General features: G+C 45.2%; 11 protein-coding genes. 7 read left to right on the top strand and 4 right to left on the bottom strand.

Features of this window, described 5'->3' with window-relative positions:
* Positions 1 to 157: 157 nt before the first annotated feature.
* The 3 genes from INR79_RS06725 to INR79_RS06715 all read left to right on the top strand — a co-directional run bounded on the left by INR79_RS06725 (position 158) and on the right by INR79_RS06715 (position 3,657).
* The gene (locus tag INR79_RS06725) at positions 158 to 670 is read left to right on the top strand and encodes a hypothetical protein (protein WP_022605614.1); all 513 of its coding nucleotides are present in this window, start codon (positions 158 to 160) and stop codon (positions 668 to 670) included.
* A 125-nt stretch (positions 671 to 795) separates the two neighbouring features.
* Complete coding sequence (panP, locus tag INR79_RS06720; protein ID WP_223096501.1) at positions 796 to 2,451, top strand: pyridoxal-dependent aspartate 1-decarboxylase PanP; 1,656 nt, start codon at positions 796 to 798, stop codon at positions 2,449 to 2,451.
* A gap of 351 nt (positions 2,452 to 2,802) precedes the next feature.
* Complete coding sequence (locus INR79_RS06715; RefSeq protein ID WP_004402620.1) at positions 2,803 to 3,657, top strand: MurR/RpiR family transcriptional regulator; 855 nt, start codon at positions 2,803 to 2,805, stop codon at positions 3,655 to 3,657.
* Between the two features lie 38 nt (positions 3,658 to 3,695).
* Here the strand turns inward: INR79_RS06715 and INR79_RS06710 are convergent, their stop codons facing one another.
* The gene (locus INR79_RS06710; protein ID WP_223096499.1) at positions 3,696 to 4,952 is read right to left on the bottom strand and encodes an iron-containing alcohol dehydrogenase; all 1,257 of its coding nucleotides are present in this window, start codon (positions 4,950 to 4,952) and stop codon (positions 3,696 to 3,698) included.
* 378 nt (positions 4,953 to 5,330) lie between these two features.
* Between INR79_RS06710 and INR79_RS06705 the strand changes: the two genes are divergently transcribed.
* Both INR79_RS06705 and INR79_RS06700 read left to right on the top strand, forming a co-directional pair.
* On the top strand, positions 5,331 to 5,594 hold the full coding sequence (locus INR79_RS06705) for a GrxA family glutaredoxin (RefSeq protein ID WP_004402615.1): 264 nt from the start codon (positions 5,331 to 5,333) through the stop codon (positions 5,592 to 5,594).
* A 178-nt stretch (positions 5,595 to 5,772) separates the two neighbouring features.
* On the top strand, positions 5,773 to 7,455 hold the full coding sequence (locus INR79_RS06700; protein WP_022594355.1) for an aspartate:alanine antiporter: 1,683 nt from the start codon (positions 5,773 to 5,775) through the stop codon (positions 7,453 to 7,455).
* Between the two features lie 68 nt (positions 7,456 to 7,523).
* Here INR79_RS06700 and fabV read toward each other — a convergent pair whose 3' ends face one another.
* From fabV to INR79_RS06685, 3 genes are all read right to left on the bottom strand, one after another.
* Positions 7,524 to 8,726, bottom strand: a complete 1,203-nt coding sequence (fabV, locus tag INR79_RS06695; RefSeq protein ID WP_022550236.1) for an enoyl-ACP reductase FabV — start codon at positions 8,724 to 8,726, stop codon at positions 7,524 to 7,526.
* A 151-nt stretch (positions 8,727 to 8,877) separates the two neighbouring features.
* Positions 8,878 to 11,169 carry an acyl-CoA dehydrogenase gene (locus INR79_RS06690; protein ID WP_223096497.1) on the bottom strand — a complete coding sequence of 764 codons (2,292 nt, stop codon included), beginning with the start codon at positions 11,167 to 11,169 and terminating at the stop codon, positions 8,878 to 8,880.
* A 65-nt stretch (positions 11,170 to 11,234) separates the two neighbouring features.
* Positions 11,235 to 11,861 carry a TetR/AcrR family transcriptional regulator gene (locus tag INR79_RS06685; protein ID WP_004402609.1) on the bottom strand — a complete coding sequence of 209 codons (627 nt, stop codon included), beginning with the start codon at positions 11,859 to 11,861 and terminating at the stop codon, positions 11,235 to 11,237.
* A gap of 516 nt (positions 11,862 to 12,377) precedes the next feature.
* On the opposite strand from INR79_RS06685, the gene INR79_RS06680 reads away from it, so the two are divergent.
* Together INR79_RS06680 and INR79_RS06675 are read left to right on the top strand one after the other, a co-directional pair.
* Positions 12,378 to 12,536 (top strand): hypothetical protein, encoded by a 159-nt coding sequence (locus INR79_RS06680; RefSeq protein ID WP_004402606.1) that lies wholly within the window; start codon positions 12,378 to 12,380, stop codon positions 12,534 to 12,536.
* Positions 12,523 to 14,739: a hypothetical protein gene (locus INR79_RS06675; RefSeq protein ID WP_223096495.1), complete on the top strand. Its 2,217-nt coding sequence runs from the start codon at positions 12,523 to 12,525 to the stop codon at positions 14,737 to 14,739. Before INR79_RS06680 ends, INR79_RS06675 begins: the two co-directional genes overlap by 14 nt.
* Positions 14,740 to 14,788 lie beyond the last annotated feature (49 nt).

The raw sequence follows: 14,788 nt of genomic DNA, 5'->3' as shown, positions 1-14,788 counted from the left end.
GATTTTTTAGGTATCTGTTTCGGGCGTGTAAGTTTTATATCTCAAAGAGTTAGAGCTATGACGTTTACCAAAGTTTAACCAACGATTAATATAGGGTTATTCGGGTATAGAAAAATCAACACAATTCACCCGACATAAATAACCAAAGGAACATGTGATGAAACGTCTTGCTTTAGCCCTAATACTCGCCAGCTCGTCCACTACTGTGTTGGCAGATCAGACTTTATGCCTGGAAAAAAAATACGATTCTTATGTAGATGCTTCACTTAACTGGTATGAAGATCTAGTTGGAATTACTACTCAGCTTAACCCAGAGCTTACCGATGTTGGTCAATGGTTCTTAAAAGGCAGAACCAATCACTTCGAATTAAATCGCGAAGCAGTTCATTACTATTTATCTAACGATCCGAGTAAAGTCGCGACAGAGCAACCCGTTGAGGCCTGGCTAAAGCTGGAACAAAAAGAAATTAAAGTACTGGCATCCAGAAGCGACAAATTAGGGCAGTTAGCGAAAAGAACGTTTGAAGATCGTCAGTCTAAACCTCACAGCCAAAACTACGAACTGAGAACGGCGTTTGCCGAACTGCTGAGCCATCCTAAAAAAATCGATAGCGCCCTGAACAAATACAACCAGTCAGTTACTAAACTGGAAGAACAGCGTTGCAATTAGCAGATTGCCACACAGCTCAAAAGTTCAACAAACATGCGGTTAACAAACAATAATAACGGGACTTTGCGCCCGTTTTCGTTTAGATTGACCCGCTCGCGAACGTAGAAATATAAGTAAATAAGGTTATGGTATCTGAGAATAAAACAGCAGATGTAAGCTTTGAAAGTTTGCTGAAAATCTTTACTGTGCCAGAAGCGCCAGATTCCACATTAGGTCATATCGAAAACAAACTCTCGCAAAACCTGAACCAGTTTTTGCGTGAACATATTGTTGCTGAAGAAAAACCGCTGGCGGATATTGAACAGCAGTTTTCGAACCCTTATTTGCCCGAGCAACCTCAGTTTGTATCTGAACATACGCAGAACTTGCTCGATAACCTCGTTTCACAATCCGTTCATACGTCTGCACCCAGTTTCATCGGTCATATGACTTCGGCCCTGCCCTACTTTTTGATGCCACTATCAAAAATTATGATCGCGCTGAACCAAAACTTGGTGAAGATCGAAACCTCAAAAGCTTTCACCCCATTGGAAAGGCAAGTTCTTGGTATGCTTCATGGTCTTATCTACCATGAAAAGCCAGTGTTTTATCAGCAATGGATGCACAGCGCCAATCATTCACTAGGCGCGTTCTGCTCTGGTGGCACCATTGCGAATATCACTGCTCTCTGGGTTGCAAGAAATAACACACTAAAAGCAGATGGCGAATTCAAAGGGGTAGAAAAAGAAGGCTTATTCAAAGCCATGAAGCATTATGGCTACGAGGGGTTAGCTATTTTAGTTTCAGAGCGCGGGCACTACTCTTTGAAAAAAGCAGCAGATGTTTTGGGATTAGGTCAGGAATGCCTCGTTTCAGTTAAAACAGACAGCAAAAACAAGCTGTGCCCTGACGACCTTGAACAGAAAATTGCTTTGCTTGAAAGCCAGAACATTAAGCCATTTGCTATTGTAGGTGTCGCAGGTACTACCGAAACAGGAAACATTGACCCGCTAGAACGTATCGCGGTGATCAGCCAGAAACACGGCTGCCATTTCCATGTGGATGCCGCCTGGGGTGGCGCAACCCTGATGTCGAACAACTATCGCCATTTACTTAAAGGGATTGAGCTGGCAGATTCGGTCACCATTGATGCCCACAAGCAACTATACATACCAATGGGTGCTGGCATGGTTCTGTTTAAAGATCCAAGCGCTATGACCGCCATTGAGCATCACGCACAGTACATCCTCCGTAAAGGGTCGAAAGACCTAGGCAGCCATACACTGGAAGGCTCCCGTTCGGGAATGGCGATGCTGGTTTATTCGAGCATGCACATCATAAGTCGCCCAGGTTATGAACTCTTAATTGATCAGAGTATAGAAAAGGCAAAATACTTCGCCTCGCTGGTTTCTGAACAAGATGATTTTGAGCTGGTGACGGAACCGGAGCTTTGTCTTCTTACGTATCGCTATGTTCCAGAAGTCGCGAAAAAAGCGCTGATTAATGCAAATGAAGACGAGAAAAATGCCCTTCACGAAGCTTTGAACAATTTGACGAAGCAAATTCAAAAGAAACAGAGGGAAACAGGTAAAACCTTTGTATCAAGAACCCGATTGAACCCGGTACAGTGGCAGCACAGAAATACCATTGTTTTCCGCGTAGTTCTGGCTAACCCACTTACTACACATGAAATATTGCAATCGGTGTTATGTGAGCAAAGGGAAATTGCTGCCGGTTTTCCTAATCTGATGACTCAAGTATCTGAGCTTTCTATGGAAATTTTGAATAAGAAGGCAAGCTAAGTTTTATAGCGCAACCCATCTCATATCTTTAGGTGGGTTACAAAAGTGAAATTTTCTTCCTAACATTGAAATTTGATCACACCAAATCGAGCGCAAATTTAGCGAATTGAGCGAAATCTCGATCAATAAGATTTCGGAACTGAAATTAAGTTTGAGGCTTGTCATATTATAGACATTTAATTCTCGTTTTGCGGGTCTTTTAGTCACTCAACGGACCTCGTTCGTTTATACTCGTTTGTATAAAAGCCACTGATCATACGAGATTATTCAGACTCGCTCTTTGCGAATCTCATCTTGTAAAAGATGACCAGATCCGGTCAGTGAAATGTTCTCTATGCCCTTGTGAACGTTATGAATACATTAGAAAAAATACAGAAAAATTTGGAGAACTTCAGTAAATCTGAGCGTAAAGTTGCTGAAGTAATTATGGCTTCTCCTCAAACTGCCATACACTCCAGCATTGCCACGCTTGCTAAGATGGCTGATGTCAGTGAGCCAACGGTTAACCGTTTCTGCCGTAGGTTAGACACCAAAGGATTTCCGGACTTCAAACTCCACCTTGCTCAGAGTTTGGCTAACGGAACACCTTATGTGAACCGTAATGTGGAAGAAGACGACGGTCCAGACGCCTACACGCATAAGATTTTCGAATCGACTATGGCGTGTTTAGACGTTGCCAAAAACAGTATTGATGCAATGCAGGTTAACCGAGCGGTCGATTTGCTAACGCAAGCCAAGCGTATCTCGTTTTTTGGCTTGGGTGCTTCGTCTGCCGTTGCCAAAGATGCACAAAACAAGTTTATTCGCTTCAATATACCTATCAGCTGCTTTGAAGATATCGTCATGCAGCGTATGAGCTGTATAAACTGTACTGACAACGATGTGATCGTTCTTATCTCTCACACTGGTCGTACTAAAAGCTTGGTAGAGATTGCCAATCTGGCGCGTGAGAATGGCGCAACGGTTATTGCCGTAACAGCCAAAGATTCACCACTGGATAGAGCGTCTTCGCTCTCGATTTCTCTGGATGTTCCAGAAGACACCGATGTGTACATGCCAATGGCAAGTCGAGTTGTTCAGATGACAGTTATTGATGTTCTGGCAACAGGGTTTACATTGCGACGCGGAACAGGCTTCAGGGAAAATCTGAAGCGAGTCAAAGACGCACTGAAAGACTCGCGATACGACAAAATCGCACAGTATTAAAAAACGGAGCCTTCAGGCTCCGTTTTTATTTTGTTGATTCACTCTTCTGTTTCCAGATCATCATTAATGGATGTTTGCGTTTTCCTGCGTTTCTTTAGGTAATGCTCAGAAAGGTTTGATATTGGGTGCGGAACAGAACCAGTCGTACAAGGACAAACCTGAGCCAAAATATAGATAAGGCGGTCGTAGTTCAGTGGAATTGGATTACCCTTAATAGCGACAGATCGCATGGCGTCTTCGGCAACTTGTTCAAATGAAGTGCTGCATACACCAAAGCTTTTTAGTTTCGGTAGCTTCAACTTATCTAGCATCGCTTTTACCCAAACAACACTGTCTTCTATATGGGCGTCTTCCTGTTTGAGTAGTATTGACGCTATTTTCTGGTAGCGTTCAAGAATGTCTTCCCTACCCAGCTGCTTTGCTGCATGGATATTTTCCGACATCACGTAAGGTGCCAATTGAGCTGCGATCACGCTATGAGGCGCATCCAGTTTTCCACCAAGTGCAGATGCCAAACCATGCGCTGCTCCAAGTTTGGCATTGGTGATTGCCATTCCGCCTAACATGGCGGCAAAGGAAAGATCGCCGCGAGCCTCATGTTTGTCTTCTAAACACGCCGGAATAATCGCCCCAGAAAGCCGGCGTAAGCCCTCTTCGCAGATCATGTCTGTTAGAGGATTGGGATCGCTACTTACGTACGCTTCCATCAAATGCGTAAATGCATCCATAGCTCCACGACCAGACGTGTATGCGTCGGTTCCATAAGTCAGCTCCGGATCGACAATAGCAATATCTGCCAACATATCTGGACTTCTTAGACTGACTTTGACCTGATCTTGCCCAGAGCGTAAGACGGCATTTCGCGTCACTTCTGCCCCTGTACTCGCTGTTGTTGGGATAGCAATGAAAGGCAAAGGTTTGGATTTTAGCGGGACATCGCGTCCAACGACTTCAACATAGTCATAGAGATCGCCTTGATTCGGAATAATGGCGGCAAGTGCTTTGGCGGTATCGATAACACTTCCTCCCCCAAAACCTATCACCATATCGGGTTGGAATTTACGACCTTGAGAAGCAATCTCTTCCACCATGGCGATAAACGGCTCACTGGAGATGGCAACCTGCTGAAAACGTATCGCCTGTGCGTTGAGGTATTCAATAACAGGCTGCGCACGGCTGATATCCTCACCTGTCACAAGTAGCGCACTGTAGCCATATTGCGAAATCGTAGACAAAGAAGACGCCAGCGCACCTTCACCGAATACAATTTTTGCGGATGTCATAAACTGGAACATGTTAACTCCTTTCAGCCCAGGTTAAGCTTTAAATCAATGAGTTAAGTTCTAAACGAAACAAATAAAATCGCGCTAAGTTACACCGAAACAAAGTCCATTTTGCAGTATGGACACTATATGTTTTACGTTCAAATGCGTCTTCAGTCTATGTCTCAGAACAAAATCTGTCGCATCACGCTAAGAAGCAGATCGCAAATGTAGGTGCAACTTTACTCTTATAAAAAGACCGCTCCAACTGAGCCAAAATCTCAACGAATTTGACAAGAATTAACCAGACAAAGTTTGATAGGCAAAACCTATTGAAGCAAATGGTTTTTCGAGCTTTATTTCCCACGTTTGATCAGGCATAGTGGCACCATTAGAACAAAGGAGAAGAATATGTTTGTAGTGATTTTTGGTCGTCCTGGTTGCCCTTTCTGTGTGCGTGCGAAAGACCTTGCTGATAAATTGAAAGATGAACGTGACGATTTCAACTATCGCTACGTTGATATTCACGCTGAAGGCATCAGCAAAGCCGATTTGGAAAAGACGGTAGGTAAGCCTGTAGAAACCGTTCCTCAAATTTTTGTCGACCAAGACCACGTTGGTGGTTTCACAGAATTTGAAGCTTACGCGAAAGAAAACCTAGGTCTTTACGACTAATATCAAGTCGCTGATTTTATTAAAATACAGCCCGCATTTGCGGGCTGTATTTTTTTATCTGAACAACGCGTAAAAATTTAGTCAAAAAAGCTAATAAATCACTTATTACAGCAGTAACTTTCGGTTACACTTCACCTTCCTTTTCCATTCCTTCACAGCGATTCCGAGTTAGAGAGCAGTGAACATCGATATCGTTATCTTACTTGAGCAAAACCCAATTTTGCTCATCTTCGTCGTCCTGGCCATGGGGTTGGGTATCGGCAAAATTCAATTTGGTCGAATGCAGCTAGGCAGTGCCATTGGTGTGCTCATTAGCGCCATATTTATGGGCAATTTGGGTTTCTCATTTAATGCCGATGCGTTAACCATTGGCTTTATGTTATTCATCTTTTGCGTCGGCATCGAAGCCGGACCGAACTTCTTTGGTATTTTCTTCAGAGACGGCAAGCACTATTTTATTCTCAGCCTGACCGTGCTTTCCTCTGCCTTGGGGTTAACCTACTTTATCAGCAGTTATTTGGAACTAGACTTTGGTTTCTCTGCTGGAATGATGGCAGGTTCGCTTACCTCTACCCCGATATTGGTTGGTGCTCAGGATGCGTTAAAAACTGGTCTCGCTTCTGTTCCTGCTGACATCACCATGGATAAGGTGAGAGAGAACTTGTCGGTAGGTTATGCGATTGCTTATTTGGTAGGTTTAACCAGCATGATCCTGCTTGCCAAGCTTTTACCAAAGCTACAAAAGCAGAACCTGCACGACTCAGCAACTCAAATTGCCCAAGAACGTGGGCTTGATACCTCTGCTCAGAGAAAAGTCTACCTGCCTATCATTCGTGCCTATCGCGTTGGTACTGAACTGGTCGACTGGACGGATGGTAAAAACCTCCGTGAGCTGGGTATCTACCGTCAAACAGGCTGTTATATCGAGCGTATTCGTCGAAACGGTATTCTTGCCCACCCGGATGGTGATGCCATTCTTCAGGAAGGCGACGAAATCGCCTTGGTTGGTTACCCCGACAGCCACGCCCGACTCGACCCTAGCTTTAGGAACGGCAAGGAGGTTTTCGACCGTAACCTGCTCGACCTCCGAATTGTTGAAGAAGAAATCGTTGTAAAAAGTGACAGCATCGCAGGCAAAAAGCTTTCTGATTTGAACCTCTCTGAATACGGTTGTTTCCTAAACCGAGTCGTAAGAGCGCAAATTGAAATGCCGATGGATCTTAATATCGTGCTCGCGAAAGGCGACATTCTTCAGGTCAGTGGTGAGAAAAGTCGAGTGATGGGGCTAGCAGAACGAATCGGTTTCATCTCTATTCATAGCCAAATGGCCGACTTATTGGCGTTCTGTAGCTTCTTCATTCTCGGTATTTTATTTGGCTTGATTACCATGACCTTTGGTCAGGTTACCTTTGGATTGGGTAATGCTGTGGGGCTTTTACTTTCAGGAATCACACTTGGATTTTTGAGAGCCAACCACCCTACCTTCGGTTACGTTCCTCAGGGTGCATTGAATATGGTCAAAGACCTGGGATTGATGTTCTTTATGGTGGGTATTGGATTAAGTGCCGGTGACAGCATAGTGTCTTACATGACAAAAGTCGGTCCTCAGATATTAGGGGTAAGTTTACTGGTGAGTATTATTCCGGTAATGATTGCTTACCTGGTTGGAGCCTACGTTCTTAAGATGAACCGAGCACTTCTGATTGGCGCAATTGTCGGGGCACGAACCTGTGGTCCGGCAATGGACGTGGTTAACGAACAAGCTAAATCAACCATTCCAGCACTGGGTTACGCAGGTACTTACGCTATCGCTAATATCCTGATGACATTGGCAGGTACATTCTTGATCATCATTACCTAGAAATTGTTATTTAACGCAGTCACAAAAAAGGCGCTCACTGAGCGCCTTTCATATATCAAAGGTAATCGTTAGATGTCCTGAACATCAAACTCTACAGCGGGGTTAACATCCGCTTCGTAGTCAACACCTTCACAACCAAAGCCAAACAGCTTCAAGAACTCTTCTTTGTACTCAACGTAGTCAGTCAGCTCTTTCAAGTTTTCGCTGGTAATCTGAGGCCATAGATCACGACAGTGTTGCTGAATGTCATCACGCAGTTCCCAGTCATCCAGACGCAGACGGTTCTTCTCGTCTACTTCAGGTGCTGAACCATCTTCTTTGTATAAACGCTGGCTGAACATGCGGAAGATCTGTTCCATACAACCTTCGTGTACACCTTCTTCACGCATTTTCTTGAAGACCATAGCGATGTAAAGAGGCATAACTGGAATCGCAGAACTCGCCTGAGTGACAACCGACTTCAGTACCGCAACATTTGCACTACCGCCAGTCGCTGCAAGCTTGTCGTTAAGAGCAGACGCTGCACGATCCAGATCCATTTTCGCCTGACCCAGTGCGCCGTCCCAGTAGATTGGCCAAGTCAGCTCAGTACCGATGTAGCTGTATGCTACTGTCTTACAACCTTCTGCCAGAACACCTGCTTCAGACAGGGCTTGAATCCACAGTTCCCAGTCTTCGCCACCCATCACGGTAACCGTGTCTTTGATTTCCTGCTCTGTCGCTGGTTCAACACTCGCTTCGATGATCACATCTTTGTTAGTGTCTACCGCAGTTGAAGTGTACGTGTCACCGATAGGCTTAAGAGACGAACGGATGAGTTCACCCGTTTCAGGAAGCTTACGCACTGGAGAAGCCAGAGAGTAAACTACCATATCAATCTGACCCAAGTCTTCTTTGATCAAATCGATGGTCTTTTGTTTCGCTTCGTTTGAGAATGCGTCGCCGTTTAAGCTTTTAGAGTACAAGCCTTCTTCTTTTGCCAACTTGTCAAAAGCCGCTGAGTTGTACCAACCCGCTGTACCAGGCTTTTTCTCTGTACCAGCTTTTTCGAAAAACACACCAATGGTTGATGCACCACCACCGAATGCAGCGGCAATACGAGAAGACAAGCCGTAACCGCTTGAAGAACCAACAACTAATACGCGCTTAGGAGCATTTTTGATAGGACCTTGCGCTTTGGTGTATTCGATTTGTTCTTTTACGTTTGCTTCACAGCCAACTGGGTGTGTCGTCGTACAAATGAAGCCACGAATTCTTGGTTTGATGATCATATTCATTTCCCTTAAAAAAACTTTGCTAGGATAAAAGTTTACAAAGCGTTTCGCACCTAATTTCTTGTGAAATGAGAAAGTGGTTGGAGCTGTTTGTACAAAAAAGCGCTGCATTACTGCAGCGCTTTTGAAGTGTATGCTTTGTCAGCGTTTAAGCGACGCTATTCAGCGATACCGAGTTGGTTTTATGAGTTCGGGTTTCAACCATATCGTGGCTGAAATGATCTACTTGAATTGCCTGATAACGCAGCTTGTCTGCACTCAAGATTTCGTCCACTTCAACTTTGTTCAGGATCTTGTGTTCCAATGCTTGCTCAAGCCTTTCTTGAAGCGGTGCTTTCTTATCAATCTTGCCGTCTTTGATGCCCTGAATCACTTTACGTTCATGACCACGCACTTTGTACATTGCCATTAATGCGTTTTCCATCAAGCCAACTGGGTCATCGTTGTCTTTTCCTACGTAACACAGGTGAGTCAGACGATCGCGATGCGCCCCCGGGGTCATCAAACTATTGGCGATAGAAACCGCGTTATCATCGGTCGACTTGTTAAAATGATTACCCAACGGGAAGACGAGGAAGCTCAGGAACTTACCTGCCACCTTAGATGGGAAGTTCGCATACGCTTCCTGCAACGACTTCGCGGCGTTATGCAGACAATGATTCATGGCGTAGTGCACATAGTCGAGATCCGATTGCTGCCTGCCATCATCTTCATACTTTTTGAGTACTGCAGAGCCCATAAACAAGTAGCTAAGACCGTCGCCTAAGCGCGCCGAAATCATTTCTTTACGCTTCAATTCACCACCGAGAGTCAGCATCGCGACATCAGAGCTTATTGCTAAAGCACGGCTCAAACGCGTCATGTGTTGGTAGTAAACTTTGGTCTCGCCGCTCATAGATGCAGAAACAAACTTTGAACCCGTAAGCGCCGCGCCAAATGCACCGAATGCATTCTTGGTGGCGTGCCCAATGTGCTTAAACAACAGCTCATCAAACTCTTTCGCGCCTTCTTTACTGTCTGGGTTGGCTGCCGCTTCCATCTCTTTCAAGACATATGGATGGCAACGAATCGCTCCCTGACCAAAAATCATCAAGTTTCGTGTCAGGATATTCGCCCCTTCCACTGTAATCGCGACAGGGATCCCTGAATAATGGTGCGCCAGGTAATTCATTGGTCCTGTCTGAATCGCACGCCCTGCATGAATGTCCATAGAATCGTTCAAAACCGTTCGTGCGATTTCCGTCATATGGTACTTAGCGATAGCGGTAACAATTCCCGGCTTCTCTTTCATATCCAAAGAGGTGGTTGTGAGTGTTCGGGTCGCTTCGAGCAGGTAAGTCAGACCACCGATGCGCCCCATTGCCTCTGCCACACCTTCAAATTTACCAATCGACATGCCAAATTGCTTACGCACATAGGCATACGCCCCAGTTGTACGTGAAGTGAGGTGTCCAATTGATGTACCCAACGCGGGCAGTGAAATACCACGCCCCGCAGACAAACATTCCACCAGCATGCGCCAGCCTTTACCCGCGTAATCGGCACCACCGATTAGCCATTCCATAGGGATAAACACGTCGTTACCACGCGTTGGACCATTCATAAACGCCAGCCCAAGCGGGTCGTGCCTTTCTCCCAGTTCCACCCCTTTGTGGTCGGCTGGAATCAAAGCACAGGTAATACCTATATCAGGATTGTCACCCAATAAGCCGTCTGGATCTTTTAGCTTGAATGCAAGACCAAGTACGGTCGCAACAGGGGCTAACGTGATGTAGCGCTTGTTCCAACTTAGACGAATACCCAGAACTTCTTCGCCCTCGTGTTCCCCCATGCAAACAACACCCTGATCAGGAATGCCGCCAGCATCAGAACCCGCTTCTGGACCGGTTAATGCGAAACAAGGAATATCACGACCATCAGCCAGACGCGGCAACCAGTAGTCTTTTTGTTCCTGTGTTCCATAGTGTGATAACAGCTCACCAGGACCAAGAGAGTTCGGAACCATCACGCAAACTGCCGCACTAATACTCTTGGTAGCGATTTTGGTAACAATGGTTGAGTTTGCCAGCGCGGAAAATTCACGCCCGCCGTACTCTTTGGAAATGATGAGCGAGAAAAAACGTTCTTTTTTCAGGTATTCCCAGACTTCTTCAGGTAAATCGCGATCGTGTCTTACGATCTGGTCATCATTGAGCATACCCAGCAAGGTTTCGAGTTCGTTATCAACAAAACTTTGCTCCTCGTCCGTCAGCTCCGGTTTCGGGTATTGATGAAGCATATGCCAGTTCGGAGAACCGCTGAACAGTTCACCATCCCACCATACACTGCCGGCTTCCATTGCTTCGCGCTCTGTATCAGAGAGTGGTGGCAATACCTTCTTAAAGAATTTGAAGGCTGGGTCACTGACCCATTTCCTTCTTAGGTTTTGTAGAGAGCTCATGTTTCAGTCCTTTTGTTTCTTTATATAACTGATCTTTATTTTTGTTATGGTTGGTCATTGACCGATTATTTTGCTGCGACGCCAGCCGCTAAATAGGGAATCAGTTGATCGATGATGGCTTCTGAGTCCACCTGTTTATCAAAATCATTAAAGGCAATTTCTGCCAAAGCCTGGCTCGATGCCATTGTGAATACACAGGTTCCTAACGTGAAGTGTAGTCGCCAAAATAGAGTTTCAGGTGTCAGGGCTGGGTTTGCCTTACTCACAGATCCTGTGAATTGCCCCAGAACTTCTTCGTATCGAGTGGTGATGAACCAGCGAAGGTGACCTTGTACATCGGTATAACCTCTGCCAATCAAAGACATAAAACGGCTCGCCCCGTTCGGACGTAAAGAGTTAAGCGATAGCAAAGGTTGTTTCAGTGAGAGGAATACCTCTTCCATGGAAAACTCTGATTTTTTGTTCAGTTCAGTCAGCGCTTCACCAAGTGCTGGCATAAAGGCTTCCAGATAACGATTGAGAACTGCTCGTACCAAAGTCTTTTTGTCTCCAAAGTGATAATTCACAGAAGCCAGGTTGACGTTTGCTTTACTTGTTATGGTTCTTAGAGAAGTATCGTTAAAACCATGCTCTGCAAAGAGCGCCTCAGCCACATCCAAAATTTTGTCTTTCGTTTTATTCTTCGCACTCATTTTAATCACTCGTATTAAACGCTTGTTTGAAAATATACCGCCACACAGTTTATTTAACAAGGTGATAACATCACAATTCCATAACCTTGTGGCTAAGCGCTTTATGAATAAGAAAAAAAATTTGAAAAAATTTTGAACTAACCGAATTTGGTCCGGTCATAAAATATGTAGCAAGCAGGGCATTCCGAGTCTGCGGTCGTATTGGACTGATTTATTTACTGCAACTTGTTACAAACGCTGCTTTTTTCTTATTAACTCCTATTTGTATCCGCCCAAACCCAAGTGGTTTGGGCTTTTTTTATCTCGCACCAATAGCCAACATGAGGCATAAGCTCATTGTTTACTTAAAAGCTCAATAATGTATAAATATTAACTACCAAAAATCGAGCCAACCTCTCAACCTCACCCCTATGCCTCTGTTTAAAAACAATTTTAAATAACATTATTTTTAATGATGATTTCCTAAATAAGCGTTCTATATTTTTATTGTATGGCTTACCAAAGGGAGACATTACAATGAAAAAAGCCCTCTACAGCAGCTTAGCTGCTTTGATCATGGTATTAGGCGTCAGTGGCTGTGACAGCAGTAGCTCAGCCGCTCAGTCCCAGGCAACACCAACATCTCAGTTGGTTCTTCCAGAGCAGTTGGAGGTTGTGACCAATGAAAATAACTAAATCTTTGCTCGCATCGAGCATTTTTATTGCGACTTCAAGTTTCGCTGCCTTTAATGACACTGGAACCGATTATTCAAACGCAACTCAACGTTCTCATGTCTGGATAGAAGCGCTAGAGCCCATTGAGCTGGTTAACAGCATTTTGTGTTTTACCGCTCAATTCAAAGCAACAGACTTTGCAAACCAGGGACCTTATCTGGTACTCGCAGATGAAGCGGCGTGTTTCGATAATGAAGACGACGGTTCAACCGGTCAGTCTTCAGGCGCAGCCAATACCCCTTCCTATTTAAAAGCGGTTGCTAACGTGACACGAGAATCAGACAGTGATCCTTTAGTTATTAGCGTCTGGATTCCAGAAATGTCTGGCGGAGATAGCGATCAGGCCATTAAGTTCAAAGCGGAGGTCACATCGGGTGCCAGCGAGAGTAACCCTTTTGGAGCATTCACATTCAACTTCGAAATGTTTGACCAGTTAGAGGGCACACAAAATGGCGCTGGCGAAATTGTCGCGTCCGATTCCGTCGCTAACTCCATTGGTTTTACACTCTATGAAACCAGTAATCGAGGCGCTGATACGTATGTCCAAAGTGCCAGTGTCGTGATGAGCGCTGATCGATCTTCTGGTAACGCCATCACTTCAGCTGACAGAGGCAGCAATTCCGGAAACGCCTACGCATTAGCGTTCAACGCAAACAATGTACTTATCCAGTCCGCAAATGATGTTGCCAGCCTACCTTTCAAAACTGGCAGTAATTCAGGTCAATGTCTTGATAGAACTCAGTTCACAGATTCTGTTCATCGATACGACCTTTACAACGCATCCACTGGAGCCGCGGTTTCTTTGAATAGTGGTTTCTCTTTTCGTTACGATAGCGACAGCGATAACCAAGTCGATGCTTACGGACATGTAGGCTATTGGGGGGTCTGGACGGAAGGTGATTCCAGCTTGGCAAACGGCACCACTTTGGTTAGAGAAGATCAGGGTTCTACCGAGAATTACACGCTGGTTACCGCCCCAGGTCGACTGATAAAGAATGAAGTGAAAACACTCGCACTCAGCAACGTAAGAGGTGTATCGTTCTCCTATTGGGATTCCAACGTGTACAGCTCGGGTTACAATCAGTGGGTAGTGAAATACCTTACCGTTAATGACGACTCAGTGGGAACCGACGGCTTTTACATTACAGCAGGTCTGAACTGGGGAGACAGCGGTCAGCAGATTACTGATGTAACCGACCAGCTCATTTCGCTTAATGCTGGTGAGTCTTTGTACATGTGGTCTGAACAACTCGGTGGGGAAGTGAAGTATCTTTATGGTTCTTCCAGCCTGACCTACTATGAACAGACCTTCTTAAATGGCAGCGAGACTGGCACTGGCGAGCTACTGGAAAATGCTTCTGTCACCTTGAAGTGCTTCGACCGGTGCCCTATTGGTACATTTGATCTGACCGATCTCGCTAACTTTGAAGGAAGTGGCAGCCCATTCTCGACTCGGGCGTCTAACGTGGCGTCAGCCATAGACTTTTCCTTCTCCAACTCAGGAAGCAATGCCCTGACTCTGGTCAGAGACAGCAATAGCGAACCTGTTAGATACAATTCCTCCATAACCAAGCAGCAACTGAACAGCTCACCTCACAGCTGGGGAGTTCGCTCAGGCCCTATGGTCACTAGTACCGTAGCGTCGAGCATGACAAACGTCTGGGATATTTACGACCCAAGTGTCGTGACTACTTACTACGTTTGGGAGACGGGAATCAGCAGTTGGAATCAGTTATCTGCCGTTCGTAATAGCCAGAACAACATTGTGACCTTTGATAAACCGATACAGTTCAGTTATTCGCACAGTAACGCGAATGACCGCTCTGGCAATGCAGGGAACTACGATGGTCAAACCTTCCTGCTCAATTACGGAGGAAATGGGGATCTGTGGGGTATTCCTTATGAGAAACAGGGTAATCAATACAGACCTAAATTCTCAATAGCAGATGGCACCTTAATGGGGTCCAGCAACCAATACGTGATTAAAGCAAAAGAGATAGAACAGCAGATGCAAAACGCAACAGGACAATGCACCGCACTCACTCTTCAAGATCCGGCGGTCGCTGTGCCAACATCGATAACAGGCAATGCCAATATCGGTGTCATGCCAACGGTCACGGGTGAGCCTTCTGTCATTGCAGGAGAAATCGTCTCTAATAATTAGAGTCTTATATCGATACAAAAAGCTCAATGGTTTTCGCCATTGAGCTTTT

Source organism: Vibrio sp. SCSIO 43132, assembly GCF_019904195.1.
GTDB lineage: Bacteria > Pseudomonadota > Gammaproteobacteria > Enterobacterales > Vibrionaceae > Vibrio > Vibrio nigripulchritudo.
Note: the sequence above shows the minus strand (reverse complement) of the source record. Positions and strands in the feature narration are given on the sequence as shown.

Bases quoted from the DNA above. Each gene is read 5' to 3' on its own strand.
- INR79_RS06725 (WP_022605614.1), top strand. From the start codon at position 158: ATGAAACGTCTTGCTTTAGCCCTAATACTCGCCAGCTCGTCCACTACT.
- fabV (WP_022550236.1), bottom strand. From the start codon at position 8,726: ATGATCATCAAACCAAGAATTCGTGGCTTCATTTGTACGACGACACAC.
- INR79_RS06690 (WP_223096497.1), bottom strand. From the start codon at position 11,169: ATGAGCTCTCTACAAAACCTAAGAAGGAAATGGGTCAGTGACCCAGCC.
- INR79_RS06675 (WP_223096495.1), top strand. From the start codon at position 12,523: ATGAAAATAACTAAATCTTTGCTCGCATCGAGCATTTTTATTGCGACT.
- INR79_RS06685 (WP_004402609.1), bottom strand. From the start codon at position 11,861: ATGAGTGCGAAGAATAAAACGAAAGACAAAATTTTGGATGTGGCTGAG.
- panP (WP_223096501.1), top strand. From the start codon at position 796: ATGGTATCTGAGAATAAAACAGCAGATGTAAGCTTTGAAAGTTTGCTG.
- INR79_RS06705 (WP_004402615.1), top strand. From the start codon at position 5,331: ATGTTTGTAGTGATTTTTGGTCGTCCTGGTTGCCCTTTCTGTGTGCGT.
- INR79_RS06715 (WP_004402620.1), top strand. From the start codon at position 2,803: ATGAATACATTAGAAAAAATACAGAAAAATTTGGAGAACTTCAGTAAA.
- INR79_RS06710 (WP_223096499.1), bottom strand. From the start codon at position 4,952: ATGTTCCAGTTTATGACATCCGCAAAAATTGTATTCGGTGAAGGTGCG.
- INR79_RS06680 (WP_004402606.1), top strand. From the start codon at position 12,378: ATGAAAAAAGCCCTCTACAGCAGCTTAGCTGCTTTGATCATGGTATTA.